Genomic DNA, 23342 nt, shown 5'->3' on the forward strand with positions numbered 1-23342 from the left:
AAGCCGAGCGAATACCCCGGCAAGGTGTCTGTAACTAACTGTGTTGAGTGTGACCAATGGCCATGGAGTCGCTCGAAGATACACTCAGATATCCAATGGAAGACGACGACTGGACCGTAACCATCCTCATCGGCGGCGTCCTCAGCCTGCTCTCGTTCCTCGTCGTTCCAGTCATACTCGTGTACGGTTATCTCGTGCAGGCGGTCCGCGAACGGGCCGACGGAGCGACACAGCCACCGGCGTTCGAAGACTGGGGCGAACTGCTCGTTGACGGGCTCAAGGCCTGGGCCATCAGCATCGTGTACATGCTCGTCCCGCTCGTCGTGTTCGGGGTGACCGTCGGCGGCAGCCTGTTCGCGATAGCAACCGGGACCCGTGCCGGGGCGGGCGCGGGCCTGGCCGGCCTCTTCGGCGGGCTGGCGATATCGTTCGTCCTGTCGCTGGTGTTTGGCTACGTGGCGACGGCAGGCATCATCCACTTCGCCTGTACCGGCGAGTTCGGAGCCGGGTTCGATTTCGGGACGTTGCGGACGCTGGTCCTGTCCCCGGAGTACGCAACACCGTGGCTGGTCTCGATTGCGCTGTTCATCGCCGTCAACGTCGTGGTGAACTTACTCAACGTGATTCCGTTCCTCGGTTCGCTCGTCGCTGTAATTCTCAGTCCGTTCGCCACCTTCTACGTGCTGGTCGTGGCGACGGACCTCTGGGCTGGTGGCTACAACGCGGCTCTCGACGACCGTGACGAACCGGAGTCGGTCGGAACGGCGACGGCTTAGAAGATGTTTGCCTGCTGGTAGACCGAGATCCCGTCGTTCGTTATCTCGTAGGGTTTCGTCTCCCGCGAGTGGTTCGCGTTCCGTATCTTCTGTATCTCGACGGCGAGTCGCGTCTCGCCGGTGTCGGACCGGACGTACTGCAGGATGAACACGGCGTCGGTCAGGTATTCGATGATACCGTGTCTGGACGCGAAGGGGTTGCTCTCGCTGGCCTCAGAGACGAGCATCGTCGTCACGCCGGCCTGTTTCAGCGACCGGGTGAAATCGAACACTTCGGTGCGTCTCCGGGACTGGTCGTCGTACATCATCTCGAGCAGCGAGACGGAGTCGAGTACCAGCCGGTCAGCGCCGAACTTCTCGATGAGCGCCGGTAGCTCACCACGAATGTTGTCAAGGCTATTTGCCATCTCGACCGGGTCAAGATCGACGATTGCTAGCTGGTCCTGTTCTTCGTACTCTTCGAACCCCCAGCCGCGGTCGCCGGCGGTGTCCAGTATCGCGTCGTGAGACTGTTCAAGCGTCAGAAACACCGCGTTCTCCCCGTTCTGGAGGCCGTGGTGAAGGAACTGGAGCCCGAACGTCGTCTTCCCGGTTCCGGCCGAACCGATGGTGACGATGAGGTGACGCTGTGGGACCCCACCCTGAATCATCTGGTCGAGACCCTCGATACCGATGTCGACCCGCGGGATGTCGGACTCGAACTCCGCCTCGAAGTCGCTGCCGCTGTCACCGTCACCGCTGCCGGCAGACTCGAACGCGGTGGCGAAGTCGTCGTCAAAGAGTCCGCCGCTGTCGTCGCCGGAGGACTCGACATCGGCGGACCCACCCTCACTGTTGAAAGGGTCTCCACTGCTGTCGTCGAACGGGCTGCTCTCCCCGCCAGACGCGGTGCCACCGTCGTCAGCAAACGGACTGCTATCACCACTGCGCTCGCCGTCGTCGCTATCGCCCTCAAACGGCCCGGTGTCGGTAGATGCCGATTCCGCGGCGTCGCTCTCGGATGGTGTCGCCGAAGCGTCGTCGGCCTCCACCGGTCCGCTGTCGCCGTCCTCGTCGTCCAGTGCGCTTTCGAACCAGTCGTCGTCGGACTTGTCGTCCTCACTCATACGCACGACCACCAGCCACACGAACGGCTCATGGAAGGGGATACGCGTCGGGACGGATATAAGTGCCGTCGTAGAGGGTTTATATACGGTCGGCGGGAACGTCCGGCAATGACTGTCGGGATCGTCGCGCAGCGGGACAACGACCGGGCCATGTCGCTTGCGAGTACACTGTGTGACCGACTGCGCGCCACGTCGGCGGCCGTCGTCGTGGACGAAACGACGGCCGGCGCGTTAGGCGACCACGACGCGTGGGAGGCTGCTGTGCCTGATTCGGCCCCAGTCGAGGAGATGTCCGCCTGTGACCTCGTCGTGAGCATCGGCGGCGACGGGACCTTCCTGTACGCGGCCCGTGGCGCGGGGTCGACACCGATACTGGGCGTCAATCTCGGTGAAGTCGGCTTTCTGAACGCTATCGCACCCGAAGAAGCCGTCGAGACGGTTGTCGCGGAGGTCGAACACATCCAGAAGACCGGCAGCGCCCGGACACGGGCCAAGCCGCGGCTCCAGGCCAGCGGCGACGAGTGGGAGCTCTCGCCGGCGCTGAACGAAGTCGTCGTCCAGGGCGAGCGCCGCGGCCACGGCGGCGGGGCCACGCTCGACGTGTACGTCGACGACTCGCTGTACACGTCCGGCCACGCCGACGGCGTGCTCGTGGCGACACCCACCGGCTCAACGGCGTATAACCTCAGCGAACGCGGCCCGCTCGTCCACCCCGACGTGGCCGGTCTCATCATCACGGGGATGGCAGACGAGATGGGGACGCCGCCGCTGGTCGTCGACGTTGACAGCGAAATCGCCATCGAACTCACGGACGCCGACAGCGGCGTCGTCGTCAGTGACGGGCGAGTGAGAAAAGACGTAGTGCCGCCGGAGCGAATTACAATCTCGCGTGCGGGCGAACCGGTCCGGCTTGCCGGACCCCCGCTTGACTTTTTCACCGCACTGGACAAGTTGGCCTAACGCCGACCGACGGCGTACAGCACCGGCGCGAGGACGAGCAACACCAGCCCGAACAGTTTGTACTGGAACGCCGACGCAAGGACGCTCCCGCTGTTTGGTTCCATCGCCGACGCCGGCGTAATCACGAGCAGTGCGCCCAGCGCAATCGTGTGTAGCCCCAGCATCCGGAGCGACCGTTGCGGGAGAATTGCGACGAGCCCACCGACAAAGCCGAGTAGCAGGACATCACCGATGGTGTAGTTCAGCAGGAAACTATCGATGAGTTGCAGCGGTGACGCGAGCATTCCTATCCAGAATCTCGCCGGGATGGAATCTTTAAAGTTCCGTTACGCCGCCGACGTGCGGGCGGCGTTCGGCCGTTCAATCCCCCGCTGTCCCCAGCGGTGTAAGCAGGAGGTAGCCGCTGGATGGGGCACCAGCCGTCCGCAGTCGAAACTGCCTCGGTTCGTCGGGTGCCGTCGAGAGGGCGACGAGATCAAGGTCAGCTGTGCTGACCGTCTCGGCGTCCACTTCATCGATACCAGCCACGAGCAGTGCTTCCGAAAGGGCTGTCCCGTTGAGCCGGTCGGACGGCACGTCGAACGCGGTCCCGAACGCGTCGTTTGCCGCACGCACGACCGGGCCGTGACCTTCATCGGCGAAGTACAACACCGGGTCCGGATGCCCGTCGAAGAGGTCGACCGGCTGTGGCTCCGGTGTTTGCTTGGCATCTGCCGACACTGTCATCGTTTCGTCGGTCGTCTCGCCGGGCGAGTCAGTCACCAGAAGGTAGGAGACGCCGCCCAGTCCGCCGCCAAGCGCCAGACCGAGGCCGACAGTGACCTGTTTCGAGAGCCCGAGTGAGAACACTGACTGCACCACCAGCGCGACGGTGGCGAGCACGACCGCGCCTGCCCCTATCCAGCCGACCACGGCCGCGAGGCTGCCAAGACGGTGTCGACCGCCTGTGTCCGCCGACGACTTGCTCATCGGTTCAGCTTCAATGGGCCAGCAATTAACGCTTTTCGAGAGGCGGCTGCCGATAAAACATATACAGTTGCCAGCCCTAGAATGGTTTAATATTGTGTCCAGAACTACAGGTGGGCCGCCGCGAGTACTCGTCGTAGACGACGAACACGATGTCGCCGACACGCAGGCCCTGAAACTCGGCGAGCGATACGAGGCGACTGCCGTGTACAGTGGCCAAGCAGCACTCGACGCTGCCGGCCCGAAGTTCGACGCTGTGTTGCTCGACCGACGAATGCCCGACGTACACGGTGACGACGTACTGTCACAGTTGCGTGAGCGGGGCTACGACGGCGTCATCATTATGCTGACCGCGGTCGATGCCGACCTGAACATTCTGGAGATGCCCTTCGACGACTACCTTCAGAAGCCGGTCGACCAGTCGACGCTCCTGTCGACGCTCGATCAACATCTCGACAGGCCTCAGGAAGACGACAGACTCGACGAGTACTTCCGGATTTCGTCGAAGCTCTCCGTGCTGGAACGGGAGAAGTCCGCGTCACAACTGGAATCGAGCACCGAGTATACGGAGCTGAAAGAGCGTGCCAGAGAGCTGGAGTGGGTGCTGCAAGCCGAGAACGATGATTTCGAGGAGTTGAAAGAGACGTACCAGTCTATCTGCCGAAGCTAAACGCCGAGAAGCAGCGTCTCTTCGATGTACTCGTCGATAGTGTCCCGAATCTCGGCGACAGGGTTGTCGTTGCGTGTTGCGCTCTGAAGAATCACACCGTCGAGTATCGTGATCATAAACCGCGAAACTGTCTCGGGATCGACATCGGCGAAGACCCCCTGTTCGATGCCGTCCTCGATGATCTGTACGAGTTGCCGGGTGAACAGTTCGTCTGTCTCAGTGAACTTTTCGCGGAAGTCCGGGTTCTGGACGGCCTGGGCGCGCATCTCGACGTACGAACCGAGCACGGCGTTCTTTTCCGGCGTTTCGACGCAGTCGGGAAAATCGTCGAGAACGAGACTGACAAACGTCTTGATGTCCTGCTCGGGGTCGCCGGTCGATTCGATCTGAAAGATGCGGTTAAATTCCGTGAGGATGAACTCCTGAAACGACAACAGGAGGTCCTCCTTGCCATCGAAGTGGTGATAGAACGTCGATTTACTGAGGTCGGCCTCGTCCGCGATTCGCTGTATCGAAAGTCCGGCATACCCGTATTCCCGGAGGGCGCGGAACGTGGCTCGCATTATCGCCTCGTGCGAGTCCGCCGGCTCCCCGGCAAACGGAATTCCATCACTCATCCCGACCGAATATTCGTTCGGGCTGTAAATATCTTCCCACTGTTACTGAACCACAACGTTGATAGGCGACCGAACGTTCGTTCGATGTACACGGTTCGGGCGGGAGTCTGCACAGACGTATGTGGGTACATATCCCGACTACCCAGACATGACGTCCGCTCCGGACAGAAACAACGACAAGAAATGTCCGAAGTGTCCCTACGCATGAAACCACGAACATTACTGACGCTGGCTGTTGTCGCATTGCTCATGGCGTCCGGAACGGCGATCGGCGCCGTGACCGGGAGTCCCGACTTCGACGCAACGTTCGTCGATAACACCGTTACGCCCGGTGAAGAAACAACACTCGACGTTGTGCTCGTCAACAGCGGGACGGTCGACTCCGGTCCGACATCACAGGCCGTTCGGAGCAGCGAAGTAACGACCGCTCGCGGGACCACAGTCAAAGTCAACGACGGAGACGCCCCGATTACGGTGACAACGAGCAAGCAAGCCGTCGGGTCCGTCCCGGAAGGGAAGACACAGCCCATTTCATTCGACATCAGCGTCGATGACGACGCAAGTCCCGGCGACTACACCGTCCCTGTCATCGTCGAATACGAGTACACGAGCTATATCTCCGAAAACGACGGGGCACGAGACGAAGAGACAACGACGAAACGGATCGAACTCGAACTCGAAATCGACGACGACGCGGCTTTCGACGTGGTGGACGTCGACTCCGGCGCGCGCGTCGACTCGGTCGGGACGGTCGCGGTCACCGTCGAGAACACTGGTGACGAACCGGCCCGGGAAGCCTCGGTAACGCTGGAATCGACGAACCCTGAACTCACAGTCGGTAGCGACACCAGTAGCTCCCGGTTCATCGACACCTGGGAGGCTGGTGAACAGCGGACGCTCCGGTACCGCGTCGGTGCGAGCGGTGACGCCAGAGCCGAACCGTACCAGTTCGACCTTCAGGTCGACTTCGACGACACGGACGGGGTACGAAAGAGTACGTCCGCCTCCTCGCTCGGTATTACGCCTGCCCGCGAGCAGACGTTCAGCGTCCGGGGCGTCGACAGTGACGTCGCCGTCGGGGATTCGGGGACCTACAACGTCACGCTCCACAACGACGGGCCAGTGGCTGTCAGAGATGCCACGGTCTCCCTGCGCTCACAGAGCAGCGAAATCGCCTTCGGCGAGTCCGACTCCGCCGAGCAGTACATCGGGACGTGGGAACCCGGAGAGACTCGCACCGTCAGCGTTGACGCGTCCGCCAGCGAGGATGCGTCCGTCAGAGGCTATGCGATCTCAGCCACGGTCGGCTACAAGGATCCGGAGGGCGACAGCGGCGCTGACGACGATATCGCACTCGGAATCCGGCCAGAGCCCGAACAGTCCTTCGAGTTAGGGAACGTTGAATCGACACTTCAGGCGGGCGACGACGGGACCATCGAGGCGTCACTCACCAATACTGGCGACCGAACGGTTCGGAACGTCGTCCTAAACTGGGCCAGCGACAACGACAACATCTCGCCAAAGGAGACCCAGTACGCGGTCGGCGATCTCGGACCGGGCGAGTCGGCGACCGTCTCGTTCGACGCCGAAGTGTCGGACAACGCGAACGCCGGCCCGCGGCAGTTCGACTTCGTCGCCAACTACCGTAACAGCGAGGGCGACAGCCGCGAGAGCGATACGCTCGAAGTCCGGCAGAGCGTCGGCGGCAGCGCCGACGAGTTCATCGTCGAGACGACGAACGCGTCTGTCAACGTCGGCGGGTCGAACACGCTCGAAGTGACGATCACCAACGACGCGGGCGAGCGGCTAACCGACATCGAAGCGAAGCTGTTCACTGAAGACCCCATCTCAGTGTCGGATGACCAGGCGTACGTCGAGAGCCTCGACCAGGGCGAGTCAGCGACCATCGAGTTCGGTATCAGCGCGAGCGGTGCCGCGATGACGAAGAACTATCCCGTCTCGCTCGACTTCCAGTACGAGGAGCCGGACGGAGATACGCCGGTGTCCGACACGTACCGACTGCCCGTCTCTGTGACCAACTCCGGCGGTGGCAGTTCGCCACTGACCGCGATTATCGGCGTCGCGCTCGTGGCCGCCCTGGCCATCGGCGGCTACTTCAGATTCCGCTAACGCATGGATTACCAGCGCTACATCGACTGGGCGGACGACCGCATCGTCCACGATTCACGGAAGGTGGTGCTCCTCTTCCTGGTCGTGACGGTGGTCTTCAGCGCCGGCCTCGGAAGCGTCTCGACCAACTCCGGGACGTCACAGTTTACGACCGGGCTTCCGGCCGAAGAGGCACTGCAGGAGGTCAACGACAAGTTCTCGCCGGCCTTCTCTCCGGATACAGGGAGCACGCAGTTGATCCAGCGGGAGAACAACGTGCTCGCGAAGCCGGCGCTGCTACGGATGCTCAGGTCACAGCATCGGTTGGAAGAGCACGGAGCGCTCCGTGTCACGTCGACCTCAAGCGCCGCTACCATCGTCGCCCAGCAGCTAGATCCGGAGGCGAAGACGACCGAACAGCAGATCTATGCTGTCGAAGCCGCGACGCCGGGAGAAATCGACGCTGCCGTCGGGCGCGCGGCCGAGCGGAACTCCCGGTTCAAATCGCTACTGAGCAAGGATTTCAACCGCAAATCCGCCTCAGCGTCGGCGACGATCGGCGTCGTCACGCACGAGGTTCCGGCCGGAATCTCGTCCGGGTCAGGCCAGGGCGGATCGAGTCCGCTGACGAGCATCCAGAAACAGGCCGGATTCACTGTCTCCAGCGCTGACAACGGTGGCATCACCCTGTTCGGGAGCGGCATCATCGCTGACGAGTTCTCGAACGTCGTCAGTGATTCGCTCATCCTGACCGTGCCCGCAGCGGTGCTGTTCATCCTCTTTTTCCTGACGATTGCCTACCGCGACCTCGCAGACATGGCGCTTGGCCTTATCGCGCTGTTTATGGCCGTCGTCTGGACGTTCGGCTTCATGGGACTTGCCGGTATCCCCTTCTCGCAGATGCTCATCGCCGTGCCGCCGCTGTTGCTGGCGGTCGGTATCGACTTCGGAATTCACGCCGTCAACCGGTATCGGGAGGAGCGCGAAACCGGAGCGTCTATCCAGAAGTCGATGCGAATCACGACTGACCAGTTGCTCGTCGCCTTCTTCATTGTGACGGGGACGACAGTCATCGGGTTCGCCGCGAATCTCACCAGTGCACTGCCGCCGATTCAGGACTTCGGCTACGTGGCCTCTGTCGGTATCACGTTTACCTTCCTCATCTTCGGGGTGTTCCTACCCGCCGCAAAGGTAGAATTGGATCGGCTCCGTCAGCGCTTCCCCATTCCGACGTTCAGTGAGACGCCGCTGGGCGCGGAAGACTCAGCACTCAGCGACGTGTTGCGCGGCGGTGTCGTCATCGCGAATCGCGCCCCGATCATCTTCCTCGTACTTATTCTTATATCCACGGTCGGTGCGAGCTACTACGCCACCGGCGTCTCGACCTCGTTCAGTCAGGAGGACTTCCTGCCGCCCGAGGAGAATCCAGACTTCGTCGAATCCCTGCCGGAACCGTTCGCTCCGAGCGAATACACCGTAACGGAGGTGACGAACTTCCTCGATGACCGGTTCGATACGACCCAGTCCAGTCAGGCGACGGTGTACGTAGAGGGGCCAATGCGGAACGATGCGGCGCTTGAGCAGATGTATCGGGCGGGTGACAACCCGCCGGATTCGTTCGTCCGAGAGGACGGGCGCGCTGAGTCGACGTCTATCGTCACGGTCATTCAAGACCGAGCAGCAGAGGACCCCGAATTCCGCCGGATGGTCGAGCGTAACGACCAGAACGACAACGGAGTCCCAGACGATAACCTCGAGGAGATATACGAGTATCTGCTCGACTCGTCGGACCGGAGTACGGCGTTAGAGTACATCACCGAGGACTACCGGAGCGCGCGCGTCGTCTACACGGTTGAATCGGACGCGACCGACGCCGAGGTGACCGCCGATACGCGAACCGTTGCCGAGGACTTCCGGTACGAGGCGACGGCGACCGGCTCAATCATCGTGTTCCAGGCCGTCTCGGACCTTATTCTGGAGTCAGCCATACAGTCACTGGCGATTGCGCTTGCCGGGTCGTCGGTGTTCCTCATTCTCATCTACAATATGCTGGAAGGGCGGCCGTCGCTTGGTCTCGTGAACATCATTCCTGTCGTCGTCACGGTGGCGTGGCTCGGCGGCACGATGCGGGTGCTTAGCATCCCGTTCAACGCGCTCACAGCGACAATGCTGGCGATAACCATCGGGCTGGGGGTCGACTACTCTGTCCACGTCACCCACCGGTTCGCCGACGAGTTCGAGGAAAACGACCTCGAAACGGCGCTAGACCGGACTGTTCGCGGGACCGGCGGGGCGCTGTTCGGGAGTATGCTCACCACGACGTTCGGCATCGGTGTGCTCGGGCTGGCTGTGTTCCCCGCAATCGGCCAGTTCGGCATCCTGACGGCGTTGTCGATCGGGTACGCGTTCCTTGCTTCCCTACTGGTGATCCCCTCCGCGCTCGTCGTCTGGGACCGGGTGTTCAACGCTGACTGGTCGGTCGGTGGCATACTCGGGTTCGGGCGGTCGCGGCCACCCGCACCCGTCGAAGGCGACGACTGACCGGGTCAGTAGGACAGACGACCACACGTCGGTCGTGTCTGGGCGAAACACGCCACTGAAGCCTTTATTTGATGCCGTCGCTCTAGCACTCGTATGACTCACGTCGTTATCATCGGCGCGTATGGGAGTGCCGGGGCCGCAGTCGCCGGCGACCTTGTCGAGGAGGAGGACATCGAACTCACGCTCGTCGACAACGGCGAGCCCGGCGGTGGCCTCTGTATCCTTCGTGGCTGTATGCCGTCCAAGGAAGTGCTCTCCGCAGGTGCACACCGCTTCCAGGCGCGCCACGACGACCGTCTCGTCGGCGACGTGCCCGAAGTCGATCTGGAAGCCGTCGTCGAACGGAAGGACGACCACGTCCTCGGCTGGGCGGGACACCGCCGGGATTCTATCCACGAAATGGCCGAGCGCGACGACGTGACGTTCATCCACGACACTGCCACGTTCGTCGACGAGCATACGGTCCGGGCCGGAGGCGAGGAACACGAAGCCGACTACGTCGTCATCGCGACCGGCTCCAGCGTGAACATCCCAGACACACCCGGAATCAACGAGGTCGACTTCATGACGAGCGACCAGGTGCTCGATGCCACTGAGTTCCCCGACTCTGGCATCGTGATGGGCTTTGGGTACATCGGGATGGAGATGGTGCCGTACCTCGCCGAGGCCGGTGGGATGGAACTCACAGTTATCGAGCACGACGACCGGCCCATCGACGAGGGCGACCCGGAGTTCGGCGACGAGGCGCTCGACATCTACGAGGACAACTGGGACGTGACCGTTCCGACGAACTGCTACGAGAAGGAACTGGAGGAGACAGAAGACGGCGGCGTCCGCCTCACCGTCGAGTACGACGACGGCGGCGAGGAAACGTTCGAGGCCGACCAGCTGTTCCTGTTCACCGGCCGTCGCCCGACCGTCGAGGGCTTGGGGTTAGAGAACACGTCCATCTCAGTGGAGGGCGACTGGGCGAAAGACACGATGCAGACCCGCGACGCCGACCACATCTACGCCGTCGGCGACGTCAACGGCAAGGAGCCGATTCTCCACGTCGCCAAGGAGCAGGGCTTCACCGCCGCCGAGAACATCGTCCGGCAAGAGTCCGGTGGCTCGCTCGAAGACTACCGGAATGTCCACCACCACGTTATCTTCTCCGGGCTCGGCGTCTATCCGTTCGCTCGCGTCGGCCACAACGAGGAGACTGCGAAAGAAGCGGGCTACGACATCGTCACGGCGACGCGACAGGCCAGCGACGACGGCGTGTTCAAATCGAAAGACGTGCCCGAGGGCCTTGCGAAACTCGTCGTCGACGCGGAGGACGGAACAGTACTCGGCTGGCAAGGGATGCACTACCACGCGGACAGCTTCGCCAAGACGTTCCAGACCATTGTCGAGCTCGGCCTTGACGTGCGTGACCTGCCGGACCGGGCCTACCATCCGACGCTCCCGGAGAACGTCGACGGACTCATTCGGGACTGCGTCGACCAGTTATAGGCGGTCGACCTGAACCCCGGTCACGTCGAATCGCACCCCGCCGCCATCGCTTTCTGCGACAGTTATTCGCCCACCGTGTGCGTCGACGATTTCGGAGACAATAGCCAGCCCGAAGCCGGTCCCGTCGTCGCTCGTTGTGTAGCCGCGCTCGAACACCTGCTCACGCTCGTCCTCGGGAATCCCGGGGCCGTCGTCCGCCACGTAGAACCCCCGCCCACCCGAGAGCGTCCCGACGCGAACAGTCACGGGGTCGTCGCTGTGCTCCACACTGTTTCGGAAGAGGTTCTCGAACAGCTGCTGGAGGCGCGTCTGGTCGCCCGTGATTTCCGCGTCCGTCTCAATTCGTTCGAGCGTCGCGTCCGAGCTTTCGACAGTGTCCCAAGCGGCGGTGATGATATCGTCTAACGACGTTTCGTTCGCGTCGATGACCTTGTGGCCGCCGCGAGCGAGCGCGAGCACGTCGTCGATGAGTTCGTCCATCCGTTCGAGTGACCGGTGGAGCGACTCGATGTGCTCCGGATTCCCGTCGTATTCTTCCTCAACAAGCGTGAGCCGGCCGAACGCCACGCTAAGCGGGTTCCGGAGGTCGTGGCTGACGACGCTGGCGAAGTCCTCCAGACGGTTCCGCTCGCGGGTGAGTTCCTGCTCGCGGCGTTCGCGCTCTTGCTCGTAGCTGACCCAGTTCCCCATCAACTCGACGAGTGTGACTTCCCACTCAGAGAATGAGTCACGGGGGTCCGTACCGTAGAAGCAGAACGTCCCGAACACTGACCCGTCGACGATAACAGGAGTTCCAAGGTAACAAGAGATGCCCATCTCCGTGTAGCCAGCCCTTTCGGCCAGATCTGGCCGGTCTTCAGCGATATCGGCCAGCACCAGCGTCTGCTCCTCGATGACGGCCCGCTCGCAGTTCGTTGCCTCCAGCGGGACCGTATCGCCCGCTTCGGTAGTGCCCGTCCGGTCGGTTACGATTTCGAAGACGTATCTGTCACCGTCGATACGCGAGAGTGCGGCCGTCTCCGTTCCGAGGACGTGTTGGCCGATTTCGAGCAAGCGCTTGACCTTCGCCTCGAAATCCATGTCTTTGCGCGAGATGACGGCATAGATTTCTCTGAGCGTTCGCTCTCTCCCTCTGAGCTTCTCCTCGTGTTTCTGGCGCTCCGTGATGTCACGGAAATACACCGAGATGCCTGTCGACGACGGGTACACGGACACCTCAAACCACGTCTGTAGCGGCTCGAAGTACGCCTCGAAGGATGTCGGCTCCTGGTTCGACATCGCCTCCCGATACCGCTTGCTGAACTCCGTCCCCTCTAGGGACGGAATCACCTCCCAGATGTTGCGCCCCAGCAGGTCCGTCGTCGCTCCGTCCCCCTTCATCGCACGCTCGATGATGCGCCGACCACGCTCGTTGGCGTACGTGAACTCCCAGTTCTCGTCAACAGCGAAGAACGCGTCGGTCATCCGGTCGAGGATGTCCGACTCCTCCCGGGAGCGAGCAACGGCAGCGGTGATCCGCTGTCGAAGCAGTTCCGTCTGTTCCGAGAGGGGCGTCTTCGTCACGTAGTCCGTGACACCGGCCGAAATGGCCTCGCTGGCCACGCTCTCGTCTCCGTCATCAGTAAACAGCAGAAACGGGAGGTCAAACGACCGGTCCCGAACAGCGCCCAGCAGTTCGATCCCGTTCCGGGCCGGCAATCGATACTCGCTGACAACACAGTCGTAGGACGCGTCTTCGAGGGCACTGAGGGCGTCTGTTGCCGTTTCACAAACCGTCACAGTGAATTCGTCGGCGCTATCAGTCAGCGTCTCTTTGACCGCTGTGATATCGTCACAGTCCTCGTCGACATAGAGGACACGGACCTGTCCAGCAGTTCCATCGGCCCCGTGACGGTTCGGCGTGGCCACGGGTGTATCCATACGTCTTTCAGGGAATGTGGGGATAAAGTTGTACCGCCGGTAAGCTTTCATTACCAGGGTCGTACCCGGGACAGCGGCTGTGAAGTCAGTCAGAACGGCGCGAGGAAAGTACCGGAATCTCGTCGATTCGGTCCGCGGAAAGCGCGTCCCAATCGACGCCCGTCGGCGTCGTGTGCGTAGTGGCTGTCTCGACAGTCCGGTCCGGCGTCACGACCCAGTTCATCGGCACGTCGTGGTCGTCGACAGGAACGGTAGTGTCGACGACGCCCTCCGGACCGCCCACAATCTGGAGTTCGTGGACCGTCGTCACGACCGGCGTCGTCTCGTCGACCAGTCCCAGTTCCCGGAGGACAGCGTATTCGAGGTCACTGTACCCCTCGCCCTTGCCGATTCGTGCGCCGTCTTCGGTGACCGCGACCGACCCCGACACGACGAGGTCGACGCCTCCGACCGCCTCGGGACCGACCTGTCGCGCGTGGTCCGCAACATTCGAGATGGCCGGCGCAGCCTCGATATCATCGAGGTCGTCGGGGTCGAGTTCGTAGAAACACCGCTCGTCCCGAAGCCGGGGTACAGCCATATACACCGTCTTTCCGGCCCGCAACGCCGCCCGTCGGGCCGGAAGCTGTGGCGAGTCCGGGTTCGCCTTGACCGTCTCGGCGGCGTCCCAGACTGCGGTCTCTGTCAGGCGCAGTGCGGCCTCACTCGCGCCCTCAAAGTTCGGAATCCGGTCGTGGGGCGGGAACGGGAACCGGGCGACGCCCCGTTCTTCCAGCGCGTCCCAGACCGTCTCACGGATGGTTTGTTTGTCCATGCCGCTATGGCCTCCGCCGTGAGAGCGTGCTGACGAGGGCAAGTACTGCGAGAAGCGCCCCGACGGCGGTGAATCCGGGACCGCTGGCGTCGGTCGTGGGCTGGTCAGTGTTCGGCGTGTGGTCCGCGGGCGTGGGCTCGCTCGTCTGGGTCGCGGCCGGCGTCACAGCCGACCGGGGAACGTAGCTGTCGGCGTCGTAGCGGTCCGGATAGAGCTGTGCGGTAGCGTTGTGGGCGAACGAGACCACACTCCGTGGCGCAGGCTGGTTGATATTCCGTACCCGGACGGAGACCGTCGTGTTGGTCTCGCCCGCGGTCGTGCTGGCGTATGGTTCCGTCTGCGCGATGGTCGCCGTGTTCTCGGTGACGAATAGAACATCCGGGTCAAGCTTGAGGATGACCTCGTCGTTGAGCTGTGGGTATTGCGTGTGGTTGCGCGCGGCGACGTTCTCCGCGCCGGCGAGTTCGATGAGCGACGTGACGAAGGTGTTACCCGCCGCCACGTACCCTCCGCCTAGCGGGTACAGCGCCGTCGGTCGGTCAGCAACGCCCGTGGTGACCTGCCGAACGGCGTCGACGTTCGCGTCCATCCAGGCGTTCGCTTCGGTCGCGCCCTCGCAGTTGCCGGTCAGTCGACCGATGGTCGTTGTCTTTGCCCGTATGTCCTCGATAGTCGTCGCGGCGGGGAGGTGATACACGGTGAGGCCAGCCTGCCGGAGCGGGGCCACGTCACCGGCGCTGGCGTTCGGTGCAATCACCAGGTCCGGGTTCGTACTGACGACACGCTCGACGTTGACACCGAAGCTTGCGGAGACGTTCGTTCGGCTCTCAGCGCCGTCCAGATAGCTCGCATACTGAGTGAGCCCGACCACCTGGGAGCGGCCGCCGATCTCCCACATCGTCTGGGCGGCCGAGGGATTGGTCGTCGTCACCCGCTCCGGACGCTCCTCGATCGTGACCTCAGTCCCGGTCGCGTCGGTCACCGTGACCGGGAACGAGCAGCCGTCCGCCTGCGTGTCAGCTGCTGCTGACGCCGGAGTGATACCCGCGAAGGAGCCGATGAGCACGACAAAGACATAGACGAGAGCACGTCGTCGCATACCCTATGCGGGTGTCAGGAGCAATAAATACTTATCTACTGCAAGTGGGCTTTCATACATGCGTTTCGCGGGTCGGACCGTCGGGTGGTCGGCTGGGCTCGTCGCCGTCCTCTGTGCCGTGGTGACGACGAGCGCCGGCATCGGTCCAGTGTGGATTCCGCCCGCCGTCGTCGGGAAGGTGCTGCTCAACGCCGTTGTCGTCCCGACGGGCATCTCTATCTCAGGCCCTACGGTCGACGTGACCACGGCCCACATGTTTTCCTACGCCGTAAGCGACCTTCGGACACAGATTGTGATGCAGGTCCGGCTCCCCCGAATACTGCTCGGTGCGGTCGTCGGCTTCTCGCTTGCCGCCGCAGGGACGATTATGCAAGGGATTTTCCGGAATCCGATGGCTGACCCCTCTATCATCGGTGTGTCCTCCGGCGCGGCCGTCGGCGCGGTGGGCTTCATCGTCGCACCGGTCGTCATCCCGTTCGGGCTCGGGCTCCGCGGCGCAGCCTTCGCGGGGGCGCTGGTCGCGGCCTTCGGCGTCTATCTCATCGCGACGCGGAACGGGCGTACGCCGGTCGCGACGCTGTTGCTGGCCGGCGTGGCGATACAGACGTTTCTCGGCGCGGTCGTTTCCTTCCTGTTGCTCCACAGCGGCGAGAGTATCCGCCGGGCGCTGTACTGGCTGATGGGACATCTCAAGGGTGCGTCCTGGCCGGAAGTGACCACCAGCGTCGTGCTCGTTGCTATCCCATTCGCCGTGTTACTGGCGTACGCACGCGACCTGAACGTCATGCTGCTCGGCGAGGAGGACGCACAGAGCCTCGGTATCGAGGTCGAACGAACCAAGCGAGTCCTGCTCGCGCTGTCGGCGGTCATCACAGCGGCGGGCGTCGCCGTCGCCGGCATCGTCGGCTTCGTCGGCCTCATCGTCCCCCACGTGATGCGGTTGCTCGTCGGGCCGGACCACCGGATACTGCTCCCGACGGCGGCCCTCGCCGGGGCGTCGTTCCTCGTAGCGACGGACACGCTGGCACGCTCAGGCAGCGCCGAGGTCCCGGTCGGCATCGTCACCGCCGTCCTCGGCGCGCCGTTTTTCCTGTACTTGCTCCGGAAGCGGGAGGTGCACGAGCTATGAACGGCGGAGCTGGGTCCGACAGTGCCGACCCGGAACGGGGTCGCTCCGGACCGATACTCGACGTGTCTGGCCTCGCGGTATCATTCGGCGACCAATCGGTCGTCTCAGACGTCGATTTCAGCGTCGACCGCGGGTCGCTTGTCGGTCTCGTCGGCCCCAACGGCGCGGGCAAGACGACCGTCCTGCGAACGGTCAAGGGGACGCTCGACCCGGACCGCGGCACGGTTCGCGTCAACGGCGAACCGATTTCGGACCGCTCGGCGAAGGCGGTGAGCCGCCTCGTCGCGAGCACGCCACAGGGTACCGCGCTGTCATTCGATTTCAGCGTCAGACAGACCGTTGAAATGGGGCGGACACCGCATCTCGGCCGGTTCGACCGGATGGACGAGGGCGACCGTCAAGCCGTCGAGCGGGCGATGGAGCGCGCGAGCGTCGCCCAGTTCGCCGACCGGCCGTTCACCTCGCTCTCGGGCGGCGAGCGCCAGCGGGTCCTCCTCGCTCGGGCGCTTGCACAGGAGACCCCAGTGCTCCTGCTGGACGAACCGACGGCGAACCTCGACATCAACCACGCCGTCCGCACGCTCGAACTCGTCCGGACGCTGGTCGAGGACGGAAAGACGGCCGTCGCCGCGATTCACGACCTCAATCTGGCCGCCCGGTACTGCGACGAACTGGTGTTGCTCGCCGGCGGCGGCATCCGCGCCGCGGGCCGTCCCGCAGACGTGCTAACGAGCGACACGCTCCGTGACGCCTTCGACGCGGAGACGCTGGTGACGACCCAGCCCGGCACCGACGCGCCGCTCGTGACACCGCTGCCCGAACAAGAGGCGGTCGACCGCCGCGTCCACGTCGTCGGCACCGGTAAGCCGGCGGCGTCCGCCGTCTCGACGCTCGTTGGTGCCGGCTGTCAGGTCAGTGTCGGCGTTGTGCCCGCCGGCGATATAGCCGCCGAGCGGGCGCAGGACCTCGACTGTGAGACGGTCACGGTCCCGGCCTTCGCGGGCATTGACGACGCGACCCGCGGGCGTGCGGTCGAACTCGCCCGGGCCGCCGACGCCGTCGTGACGGCGGGCGAAACCAGTGACGGCAACAGCCCGGTCGTCGAGGCTGCCGGAACCTGTCTTGCTGTCGAACCGGACGAGAGCACCTGCACAAGCGCCGCTCACGACACCGTCCCACTGGCTGCGCTCCCCGCAGCGGTCGCGTCCTTGCCGGCCGCACCGGAGCGCGATGCGAAACCGACGCTCAGGCAATCGACCACTGACTGAGAACAGCAACACCGATACTGCTCGTTCACGTATTCTGCCCGTGGACGACACGATTGCGTGGCTCCGGAACCGTCCGTACTACGAGGGACAGATCGTCGACCAGCGGACAGTACCCGGACGGGACGCGCGGACCGCGGACTGCGACGTGACGGACCGGCTCACCGGCGTTCTCGAAGACCGGGGCATCACGGACCTCTACACCCATCAGGTGGACGCTATCGAGGCCGTCCGCGGCGGCGAGAACGTCGTGCTCGCGACCGAGACGGCCAGCGGCAAGAGTCTCGCCTACACCGTTCCGGCGTTCGAGCGGGCGCTTGACCGCCGGGCGACGACACTATACGTCGCCCCACAGGTCGCGCTCATCAACGACCAGACCGAGACGCTGTCGGACTTGGCACAGGGCCTCGGCTTCGCCTCTGGCGTCGCTGTCGCCCAGTACACCGGCCGCCAGTCGAAATCGGAGAAAGAGGCCATCAGGGAGCGCCAGCCGACGGTTTTGCTGACGACGCCGGACATGCTCCACTACGGCATCCTCCCACACGCTCATCGGCTGTGGGACTGGTTCTTCCAGCGGCTCGAAACCGTCGTCATCGACGAGGTGCACGGCTACCGCGGCGTGTTCGGCAGCCACGTCTCGCTCGTGATGCGCCGCCTCCAGCGGGTCGCCGAGCGCTTCGACGCCGGGAGCAGGGGCGCAGGAAGCGATGGCGGGACCACGGGCGGCCCGGAGTGGGTCTGTTGCTCGGCGACCATCGGGAATCCCGTGGAGCACGCGGCAGCGGTCACCGGCCAGCCCGAGTCGTCGTTCGCGCTGGTCGACGAGGACACCAGCGCCAGCGGGCCGCGACACTGGCTGCTGTGGAACCCGCCCGAGTACGAGGGCGAGGGCTGGGGCAGCGGCCGGCGGCGGTCGAACCACGTCGAGACCAAGCGGCTGTTCGTCGACCTCGTGGCGCGTGGCCTCCAGACGGTCGTCTTCGCCGGGTCGCGCCAGACCGCAGAACGGTACGCCAGCGACAGCGCCGACGAACTCCGCGACCGCGGGGAACACGACCTCGCGGACGCCGTCGGCGCGTACCAGGCCGCGCTGACCGACGAGCGCCGCCGCAAACTGGAGCAGGGCCTCCAGTCCGGCGACCTCCGGGGCGTCTGGTCGACCAGCGCGCTCGAACTGGGCGTCGACGTGGGCGGCCTCGACGCCGTCCTGCTCGACGGCTACCCCGGCACGCGGATGCGAGCCTTCCAGCAGGCCGGACGGGCCGGCCGTGGGACCGACCCGGCGCTCGTCGCGCTCGTCGGCGGCGAGGACCAGCTGGACCAGTACGTCCTTCGCAACCCCGACGCGCTGTTCGAGACGGGGGCCGAGCAGGCCGTGACCAATCCCGAAAACGAGCAACTGCTCCCGTCTCACGTCCACGCGGCCGCCTGTGAGAACTGGCTGTCGCCCGACGACGACCGCCACTTCGGCGAGACGTTCCCCGACGTGGTTTCCGGCCTCGAATCGGCCGGGAAGCTCGACCGCCGCCAGACCGACCAGGGGATGCGCTGGCTCGGCAGCGGCAGCCCACACCACGAGATGAGCCTGCGGACCGTCGACGACGGCGAGGTGAAGCTCGTGGCGAACGGGGACGTGATAGCGAAACTCTCCGTGGAAGACGCGCTACGCGATGCCCACCCCGGCGCGATTTATCACCATCAGGGGCGGCGGTACGAGGTGACCGACCTCGACCTCAACGCAGGTGTGGCCGAACTGTCCCGGACGTGGGCGGACTACTTCACGCGGGTCCTCCACGACAAGACCATCACCGTCGAGGCCGACCTCGACGAGCGGCGACTGCCGGCCCGCGGGGACGTGCCGGTCCGCTTCGCCTCGGTGACGATGCGAAAGCAGATAACCGGCTACGAGCGCCGCGACGGCTCCTCGGGGGAAGTGCTCGGCCAGCGCGCCCTCGACCTGCCCGAGACGACGCTGGAGACGAAGGCGCTGTACTACACGGTGCCGTCGGAACTGGAAGCGCAGATTCGCCGCGGCGAGTACGGACCCGACAGTGGCGACGGCGGCAGTCTATCAGGCGACGCAGTTGCTGACAGCGGCGAGGCCGGAGACTTCCCGGGCGCGATTCACGCCGCCGAACACGCCATGATTTCCATGTTCCCCTTCGAGTACCTCTGTGACCGCGGCGACATCGGCGGCCTGTCGACGCCCCGGCACCCCCACACTGACGAGCCAACCATCTTCATTTACGACGGGTACCCCGGCGGTATCGGTCTGACGCGGGCCGGCTATCACGACATCGGGCCGCTGATGGACACCACGCTCTCGATGCTGCGCTCGTGTGACTGCGCTGACGGCTGCCCGGCTTGCGTGCAGTCGCCCCACTGTGGCAACGCGAACGACCCGCTGGACAAACACGGCGCGATACACCTACTGAACGGGCTGCTGGAGCGGTAGCGGGACCGTCCAGTTCTGGAGCCGACTCAGGCGTCGTCCGTGGCCTTCGGTAGCGTGAGTCCGACGATGGTCCCCCGCGGCTCGTTGTCTTCGACCCAGACGTCACCACCGTACGCGTCGACCAGCGTCTGAACGAGATAGAGGCCGACGCCGGTCCCCGCACTGTCCGGTCGCTTCTCCCCACGTTCGAACACCGCCCGTTTCTGCTCGTCCGGAATTCCCGGGCCGTTGTCGGCGACAGTGACCTGAAACACGTCACCGTCGTCAGTCACGTCAACGACGACCGACGGCGTTGCCGAATCGTTGTGCTGGATTGCGTTAGTGAGAACGTTCCGGAACACGGGGGACAGGAGTTCGTCGGCTTGCACCTGTACCGACGGGAACTCGTCCGGGACGGTGACATGTGCGTCGGTGTATGTCGCTGTGATATCCTCGGTCACCGAAGACAGAACTGGTCCAAGGGCGACCGGCTCGGTCTCCCAGTCCGTCTGTCGCATTACCGCCGCGAGGTTTCCAGCCGTCTCAAGCAGTTCCACGGCCGACTGGCTACTCTCCTGTATCCCGTCGACGTGTTCTAGGGCGTCGCCGCTGCAGTAGTCCCGGAGCAGTTCCGCCCGGCCGCTGATGGTCTGCAGGTGGTTCGTGAGGTCGTGACGGACGATCTGATTCAGCAGGTCGAGGTTGTCGCGCTGCCGTTTCAGCTCCCGCTCGCGCTCGATCCGTTCGAGGGTAGAGAGTACGTTCTTCCCGAGTATATCGGCCAACTGCGTCTCACGTTCGGTCGGTTCGGCTCGCTCATCCGTCCCGGCAGTCAAAAGCCCGTACTCGCCGAGTGGGACGCTGATACCCCCGTGCAGCGGTGCATCCGATGCGGCTTTGTCTGTCGAAACGAGGACTCGCTGTGTCTCGTCGGATTCATACTGGTCCCACAGCCAGCTCCCGCGCTCGTGTCGCATGACCTCTCCCGGGTCGTCTGGAACCTGAACGTGCTCTCGAAGCGGGTCAGAAATCACCTCTGCTGTGAGCGCGCTGTCGGTGGCCTCCCAGAAGACGCTGAACGGGAAATCGAGAATCGCGGTTGCAGTCTCGACCGCGATTACCGCGACCTCAGACTGGTCCTCGGCGGCCATCAGTCGCCGCATCGCCACGTGCAACTCCTCGATTTGGTCCGCTGGAGGCGCCTGGGGGGGAGCGGACTCGGAGTTTGACCCCATTTTTAGTTTCTTATTTTGACTTGAATATAAATGTTCTTTTTGTATGTCACAAGGACACACTCGACGTGTCCGTCACTCACTGCTCGCTCGCGAACCCGACCCACGTTCGGCTGTTGGTCACCGCTGTGGCGGCTAGCTGAAGTCTTCCAGTCGCAACTGGTCGGGGTGGATACCGTCCGGTTCGCTCGCACCGAGTAAACGGGGTAATGCCGTGTTCGCGAACGTCATGCCGACGACGAGCAGTATAGGGGCAAAAAAGAGCCCGTAGAACCCCAGCACGACCGGGCCGAGCGTATACGCCAGCATCAGGAGCCCGACGTGCGTGCTCTCGCCGCTGAGAAGTGGCCGGAGCAGCAGGTCCGGAATCGTGTCGACGACGACCACCGCGACGAGGAGGAACCCAAGGACGTACACGAGCAGCGACGACTGCCCGTCAAGCACCACCGGGAGTGCGGTGATACCGGTCAGCGGGAGGTAGATGATCTTCATCCCGACGACGGGAATCAAGCTCGCGATACCGGTCAGCGCGCCGGCGAGCGTCGGATACGGGACCTCGACGGCCGCTGGCGCGACGACGTTATAACCGGTGAATGCAGCGATAGCGATAAGCGAAATCGCCAACACGTTCAGGAGATTGCCGAACAGCACCGCTTCCAGTTCCTCGTCGACGGCTTCGAGGTACTCACGGATGATGGCCCCATCGTCGAACCGGAGTAGCCATTCGCGGATACGCCGCCCGTCCACCAGCAGGTAGTACGTGACGATGGTCGTGATGAACAGATTGAGAACGAACTGGGAAGCGACCGAGGTAAGCACCATCGCGTTTTCGCTGAGGAAGTCGACGAACGGCGTGAGCTGCCCCGACTGGTAGGCGCTGTACAGCCCCTCGACGGTGAGGTCCGGCACGGACTCTGCCCCGTCCAGCCAACTGATGTGCGTTGCAGCCACGTCAACGAGCGCGTACTGGGTCACGAACTGTCGGGCTTCGACAATGAGGAGGACGGCCGCATAGCTGACGAGCAACAGGAGGGGGATCGCCAACGAAGCCATGACGACGACCGCACGTACCCGCGCCGGAAGGCGAAGCCTGCGCAAGGAACTGTAGTACCGTCGCGTCGAATAATAGAGGAACACGGAGACGGTCAACGCCGCGATGAACTGATATGCGAGGACACTGACCACCACCGCAACAGCGAGACCAAAGAGGGCGACGACGAATCGCTTCTCGTCCATATACGTACCATTTTGTGAATAAGTATAAACGTACGGGCGCCGGGAATCCCGCAGACAGCGCGGGTCGAACCCTGTTCGGACCGGCGCTATTCGGGTCGCTCGCGCGTCGGCTCAACGCTGTCGTGGACGCCGATCTCGCCGGCGAGTTCGTGCTGGCTCGTGTCGCTGAGGTCGATGCCTTCCGCGTGGCAGTCCTCCTTCACCTGCCGGATGAACGCGGCCTTGACTGACGCGAGTCGGTTCCGCCGTTCGTTGGGAATCCAGATCCGGCCTGTCAGGATGATCGCCGTCGACGCGAGGTCGGTGACCCTGGCTGTCGGAGCTGGCTTCTCCGAGACGTGGTCGAGGTCGCGGGCGGCGTTTTCGATGATAGCCTGTACCGTTTCGATATCGTCCTCGTAGCCGATACCGAACTGGTAAGAAATCCCGACGGGGCCAGTCGATGTCTGGTTCGTCACCGCGCTCGTTGCCAGTGCCGTGTTCGGGACGATGATGCGTTCGTTGTCCAACGTCCGAATCCGGGTCACCCGCAGGTCGATATCGACCACCGTCCCCTGCATCCCGTTCCAGGCGATGACGTCACCGACGTTCAGGTCTGGGTCAGTCACGATGAACGCGCCGGCGACAAAGTTCCCGAGCACGTCCTGTGCCGCCAGTCCCACTGCCAGTGTGATACCTGCCGCCAGCAGGGTCGACCCCGCAAGCGCGCCCTGAAAGCCCGCAACGCTAGCACCGATTACCACCGCAACGACAACCGACAACAGGTGGACAGCACTGGTCAGCGCACTGGCAACTGTCTTGTTAGTCTCCATCCGTGTCAGCAGCCATCGGGCCACCGGCACGGCGATCAGCCGGCCGAGAGCGTAGAGTAGCGCCGCGACCGCGAGGAACTGCGCCCCGTCGGTCGCGAGTTGGCCGTACGTCGAGGCGATGTCGATATCTAGACCCGCCGGGAACTGCATACCGTTTCTCGT

At 63.7% G+C, this 23342-nt stretch carries 19 protein-coding genes; 9 read left to right on the plus strand and 10 right to left on the minus strand.

The window, feature by feature from the left end:
* The first annotated feature begins 62 nt into the window (after positions 1 to 62).
* Entirely contained in the window at positions 63 to 776 is a 714-nt protein-coding gene (locus tag DVK00_RS10455) for a DUF4013 domain-containing protein (RefSeq protein ID WP_101351400.1), read from the plus strand.
* Here the strand turns inward: DVK00_RS10455 and DVK00_RS10460 are convergent.
* Positions 773 to 1882 (minus strand): KaiC domain-containing protein, encoded by a 1110-nt coding sequence (locus tag DVK00_RS10460; protein WP_101349335.1) that lies wholly within the window; start codon positions 1880 to 1882, stop codon positions 773 to 775. The two genes, DVK00_RS10455 and DVK00_RS10460, sit on opposite strands and share 4 nt — an antisense overlap.
* A 108-nt stretch (positions 1883 to 1990) precedes the next feature.
* On the opposite strand from DVK00_RS10460, the gene DVK00_RS10465 reads away from it, so the two are divergent.
* On the plus strand, positions 1991 to 2842 hold the full coding sequence (locus tag DVK00_RS10465; protein ID WP_101349334.1) for an NAD(+)/NADH kinase: 852 nt from the start codon (positions 1991 to 1993) through the stop codon (positions 2840 to 2842).
* Here the strand turns inward: DVK00_RS10465 and DVK00_RS10470 are convergent.
* Complete coding sequence (locus tag DVK00_RS10470) at positions 2839 to 3126, minus strand: hypothetical protein (RefSeq protein WP_053966276.1); 288 nt, start codon at positions 3124 to 3126, stop codon at positions 2839 to 2841. The two genes, DVK00_RS10465 and DVK00_RS10470, sit on opposite strands and share 4 nt — an antisense overlap.
* Positions 3127 to 3202: 76 nt before the next feature.
* Positions 3203 to 3811, minus strand: a complete 609-nt coding sequence (locus tag DVK00_RS10475; protein ID WP_121577685.1) for a hypothetical protein — start codon at positions 3809 to 3811, stop codon at positions 3203 to 3205.
* A gap of 94 nt (positions 3812 to 3905) precedes the next feature.
* Between DVK00_RS10475 and DVK00_RS10480 the strand changes: the two genes are divergently transcribed.
* Positions 3906 to 4478, plus strand: coding sequence for a response regulator (locus DVK00_RS10480; RefSeq protein ID WP_101349332.1), 573 nt, complete (start codon positions 3906 to 3908; stop codon positions 4476 to 4478).
* Here the strand turns inward: DVK00_RS10480 and DVK00_RS10485 are convergent.
* Complete coding sequence (locus DVK00_RS10485; protein WP_101349331.1) at positions 4475 to 5095, minus strand: TetR/AcrR family transcriptional regulator; 621 nt, start codon at positions 5093 to 5095, stop codon at positions 4475 to 4477. The two genes, DVK00_RS10480 and DVK00_RS10485, sit on opposite strands and share 4 nt — an antisense overlap.
* Before the next feature lie 204 nt (positions 5096 to 5299).
* Here DVK00_RS10485 and DVK00_RS10490 point away from each other — a divergent pair, with 204 nt between their 5' ends.
* The 3 genes from DVK00_RS10490 to DVK00_RS10500 all read left to right on the plus strand — a co-directional run bounded on the left by DVK00_RS10490 (position 5300) and on the right by DVK00_RS10500 (position 11239).
* Positions 5300 to 7225: a sialidase gene (locus tag DVK00_RS10490; protein WP_121577686.1), complete on the plus strand. Its 1926-nt coding sequence runs from the start codon at positions 5300 to 5302 to the stop codon at positions 7223 to 7225.
* A gap of 3 nt (positions 7226 to 7228) precedes the next feature.
* A complete protein-coding gene (locus tag DVK00_RS10495; protein ID WP_121577687.1) occupies positions 7229 to 9745 on the plus strand; it encodes an RND family transporter in 2517 nt (838 codons plus the stop codon).
* 93 nt (positions 9746 to 9838) lie between these two features.
* Entirely contained in the window at positions 9839 to 11239 is a 1401-nt protein-coding gene (locus tag DVK00_RS10500; protein WP_101349328.1) for an NAD(P)/FAD-dependent oxidoreductase, read from the plus strand.
* Here DVK00_RS10500 and DVK00_RS10505 read toward each other — a convergent pair.
* From DVK00_RS10505 to DVK00_RS10515, 3 genes are all read right to left on the minus strand, one after another.
* The gene (locus tag DVK00_RS10505; RefSeq protein WP_121577688.1) at positions 11234 to 13159 is read right to left on the minus strand and encodes an ATP-binding protein; all 1926 of its coding nucleotides are present in this window, start codon (positions 13157 to 13159) and stop codon (positions 11234 to 11236) included. The genes DVK00_RS10500 and DVK00_RS10505 overlap by 6 nt on opposite strands.
* Positions 13160 to 13244: 85 nt before the next feature.
* Positions 13245 to 13973 carry a 5-formyltetrahydrofolate cyclo-ligase gene (locus DVK00_RS10510; protein ID WP_121577689.1) on the minus strand — a complete coding sequence of 243 codons (729 nt, stop codon included), beginning with the start codon at positions 13971 to 13973 and terminating at the stop codon, positions 13245 to 13247.
* A 4-nt stretch (positions 13974 to 13977) separates the two neighbouring features.
* Positions 13978 to 15072, minus strand: coding sequence for a PGF-CTERM-anchored ABC transporter substrate-binding protein (locus tag DVK00_RS10515; protein WP_101349325.1), 1095 nt, complete (start codon positions 15070 to 15072; stop codon positions 13978 to 13980).
* A gap of 58 nt (positions 15073 to 15130) precedes the next feature.
* Here DVK00_RS10515 and btuC point away from each other — a divergent pair, with 58 nt between their 5' ends.
* Genes btuC through DVK00_RS10530 form a run of 3 tightly spaced genes read left to right on the plus strand, consistent with a single transcriptional unit; the run spans position 15131 to position 19921 of the window.
* Positions 15131 to 16201, plus strand: coding sequence for a vitamin B12 ABC transporter permease BtuC (btuC, locus tag DVK00_RS10520; RefSeq protein ID WP_101349324.1), 1071 nt, complete (start codon positions 15131 to 15133; stop codon positions 16199 to 16201).
* Positions 16198 to 17469, plus strand: a complete 1272-nt coding sequence (locus tag DVK00_RS10525) for an ATP-binding cassette domain-containing protein (RefSeq protein WP_121577690.1) — start codon at positions 16198 to 16200, stop codon at positions 17467 to 17469. Before btuC ends, DVK00_RS10525 begins: the two co-directional genes overlap by 4 nt.
* 40 nt (positions 17470 to 17509) lie before the next feature.
* Positions 17510 to 19921 carry a DEAD/DEAH box helicase gene (locus tag DVK00_RS10530; protein ID WP_121577691.1) on the plus strand — a complete coding sequence of 804 codons (2412 nt, stop codon included), beginning with the start codon at positions 17510 to 17512 and terminating at the stop codon, positions 19919 to 19921.
* A gap of 26 nt (positions 19922 to 19947) precedes the next feature.
* On the opposite strand, the gene DVK00_RS10535 is transcribed toward DVK00_RS10530, so the two are convergent.
* From DVK00_RS10535 to DVK00_RS10545, 3 genes are all read right to left on the minus strand, one after another.
* Positions 19948 to 21135 (minus strand): sensor histidine kinase KdpD, encoded by a 1188-nt coding sequence (locus DVK00_RS10535; RefSeq protein WP_121577692.1) that lies wholly within the window; start codon positions 21133 to 21135, stop codon positions 19948 to 19950.
* Between the two features lie 132 nt (positions 21136 to 21267).
* The gene (locus DVK00_RS10540; RefSeq protein ID WP_101349320.1) at positions 21268 to 22368 is read right to left on the minus strand and encodes an AI-2E family transporter; all 1101 of its coding nucleotides are present in this window, start codon (positions 22366 to 22368) and stop codon (positions 21268 to 21270) included.
* Positions 22369 to 22454: 86 nt separating this feature from the next.
* On the minus strand, positions 22455 to 23330 hold the full coding sequence (locus DVK00_RS10545) for a mechanosensitive ion channel family protein (protein WP_101349319.1): 876 nt from the start codon (positions 23328 to 23330) through the stop codon (positions 22455 to 22457).
* Positions 23331 to 23342 lie beyond the last annotated feature (12 nt).

The organism is Haloarcula sp. Atlit-47R, from assembly GCF_003665985.1.
GTDB classification, from domain to species: domain Archaea; phylum Halobacteriota; class Halobacteria; order Halobacteriales; family Haloarculaceae; genus Haloarcula; species Haloarcula taiwanensis.

What these genes read in the sequence shown, in the direction of transcription:
- DVK00_RS10455 (WP_101351400.1), top strand. Translation starts at nt 63, where the DNA reads ATGGAGTCGCTCGAAGATACACTCAGATATCCAATGGAAGACGACGAC.
- DVK00_RS10460 (WP_101349335.1), bottom strand. Translation starts at nt 1,882, where the DNA reads ATGAGTGAGGACGACAAGTCCGACGACGACTGGTTCGAAAGCGCACTG.
- DVK00_RS10465 (WP_101349334.1), top strand. Translation starts at nt 1,991, where the DNA reads ATGACTGTCGGGATCGTCGCGCAGCGGGACAACGACCGGGCCATGTCG.
- DVK00_RS10470 (WP_053966276.1), bottom strand. Translation starts at nt 3,126, where the DNA reads ATGCTCGCGTCACCGCTGCAACTCATCGATAGTTTCCTGCTGAACTAC.
- DVK00_RS10475 (WP_121577685.1), bottom strand. Translation starts at nt 3,811, where the DNA reads ATGAGCAAGTCGTCGGCGGACACAGGCGGTCGACACCGTCTTGGCAGC.
- DVK00_RS10485 (WP_101349331.1), bottom strand. Translation starts at nt 5,095, where the DNA reads ATGAGTGATGGAATTCCGTTTGCCGGGGAGCCGGCGGACTCGCACGAG.
- DVK00_RS10490 (WP_121577686.1), top strand. Translation starts at nt 5,300, where the DNA reads ATGAAACCACGAACATTACTGACGCTGGCTGTTGTCGCATTGCTCATG.
- DVK00_RS10495 (WP_121577687.1), top strand. Translation starts at nt 7,229, where the DNA reads ATGGATTACCAGCGCTACATCGACTGGGCGGACGACCGCATCGTCCAC.
- DVK00_RS10500 (WP_101349328.1), top strand. Translation starts at nt 9,839, where the DNA reads ATGACTCACGTCGTTATCATCGGCGCGTATGGGAGTGCCGGGGCCGCA.
- DVK00_RS10505 (WP_121577688.1), bottom strand. Translation starts at nt 13,159, where the DNA reads ATGGATACACCCGTGGCCACGCCGAACCGTCACGGGGCCGATGGAACT.
- DVK00_RS10510 (WP_121577689.1), bottom strand. Translation starts at nt 13,973, where the DNA reads ATGGACAAACAAACCATCCGTGAGACGGTCTGGGACGCGCTGGAAGAA.
- DVK00_RS10515 (WP_101349325.1), bottom strand. Translation starts at nt 15,072, where the DNA reads ATGCGACGACGTGCTCTCGTCTATGTCTTTGTCGTGCTCATCGGCTCC.
- btuC (WP_101349324.1), top strand. Translation starts at nt 15,131, where the DNA reads ATGCGTTTCGCGGGTCGGACCGTCGGGTGGTCGGCTGGGCTCGTCGCC.
- DVK00_RS10525 (WP_121577690.1), top strand. Translation starts at nt 16,198, where the DNA reads ATGAACGGCGGAGCTGGGTCCGACAGTGCCGACCCGGAACGGGGTCGC.
- DVK00_RS10535 (WP_121577692.1), bottom strand. Translation starts at nt 21,135, where the DNA reads ATGGGGTCAAACTCCGAGTCCGCTCCCCCCCAGGCGCCTCCAGCGGAC.
- DVK00_RS10540 (WP_101349320.1), bottom strand. Translation starts at nt 22,368, where the DNA reads ATGGACGAGAAGCGATTCGTCGTCGCCCTCTTTGGTCTCGCTGTTGCG.
- DVK00_RS10545 (WP_101349319.1), bottom strand. Translation starts at nt 23,330, where the DNA reads ATGCAGTTCCCGGCGGGTCTAGATATCGACATCGCCTCGACGTACGGC.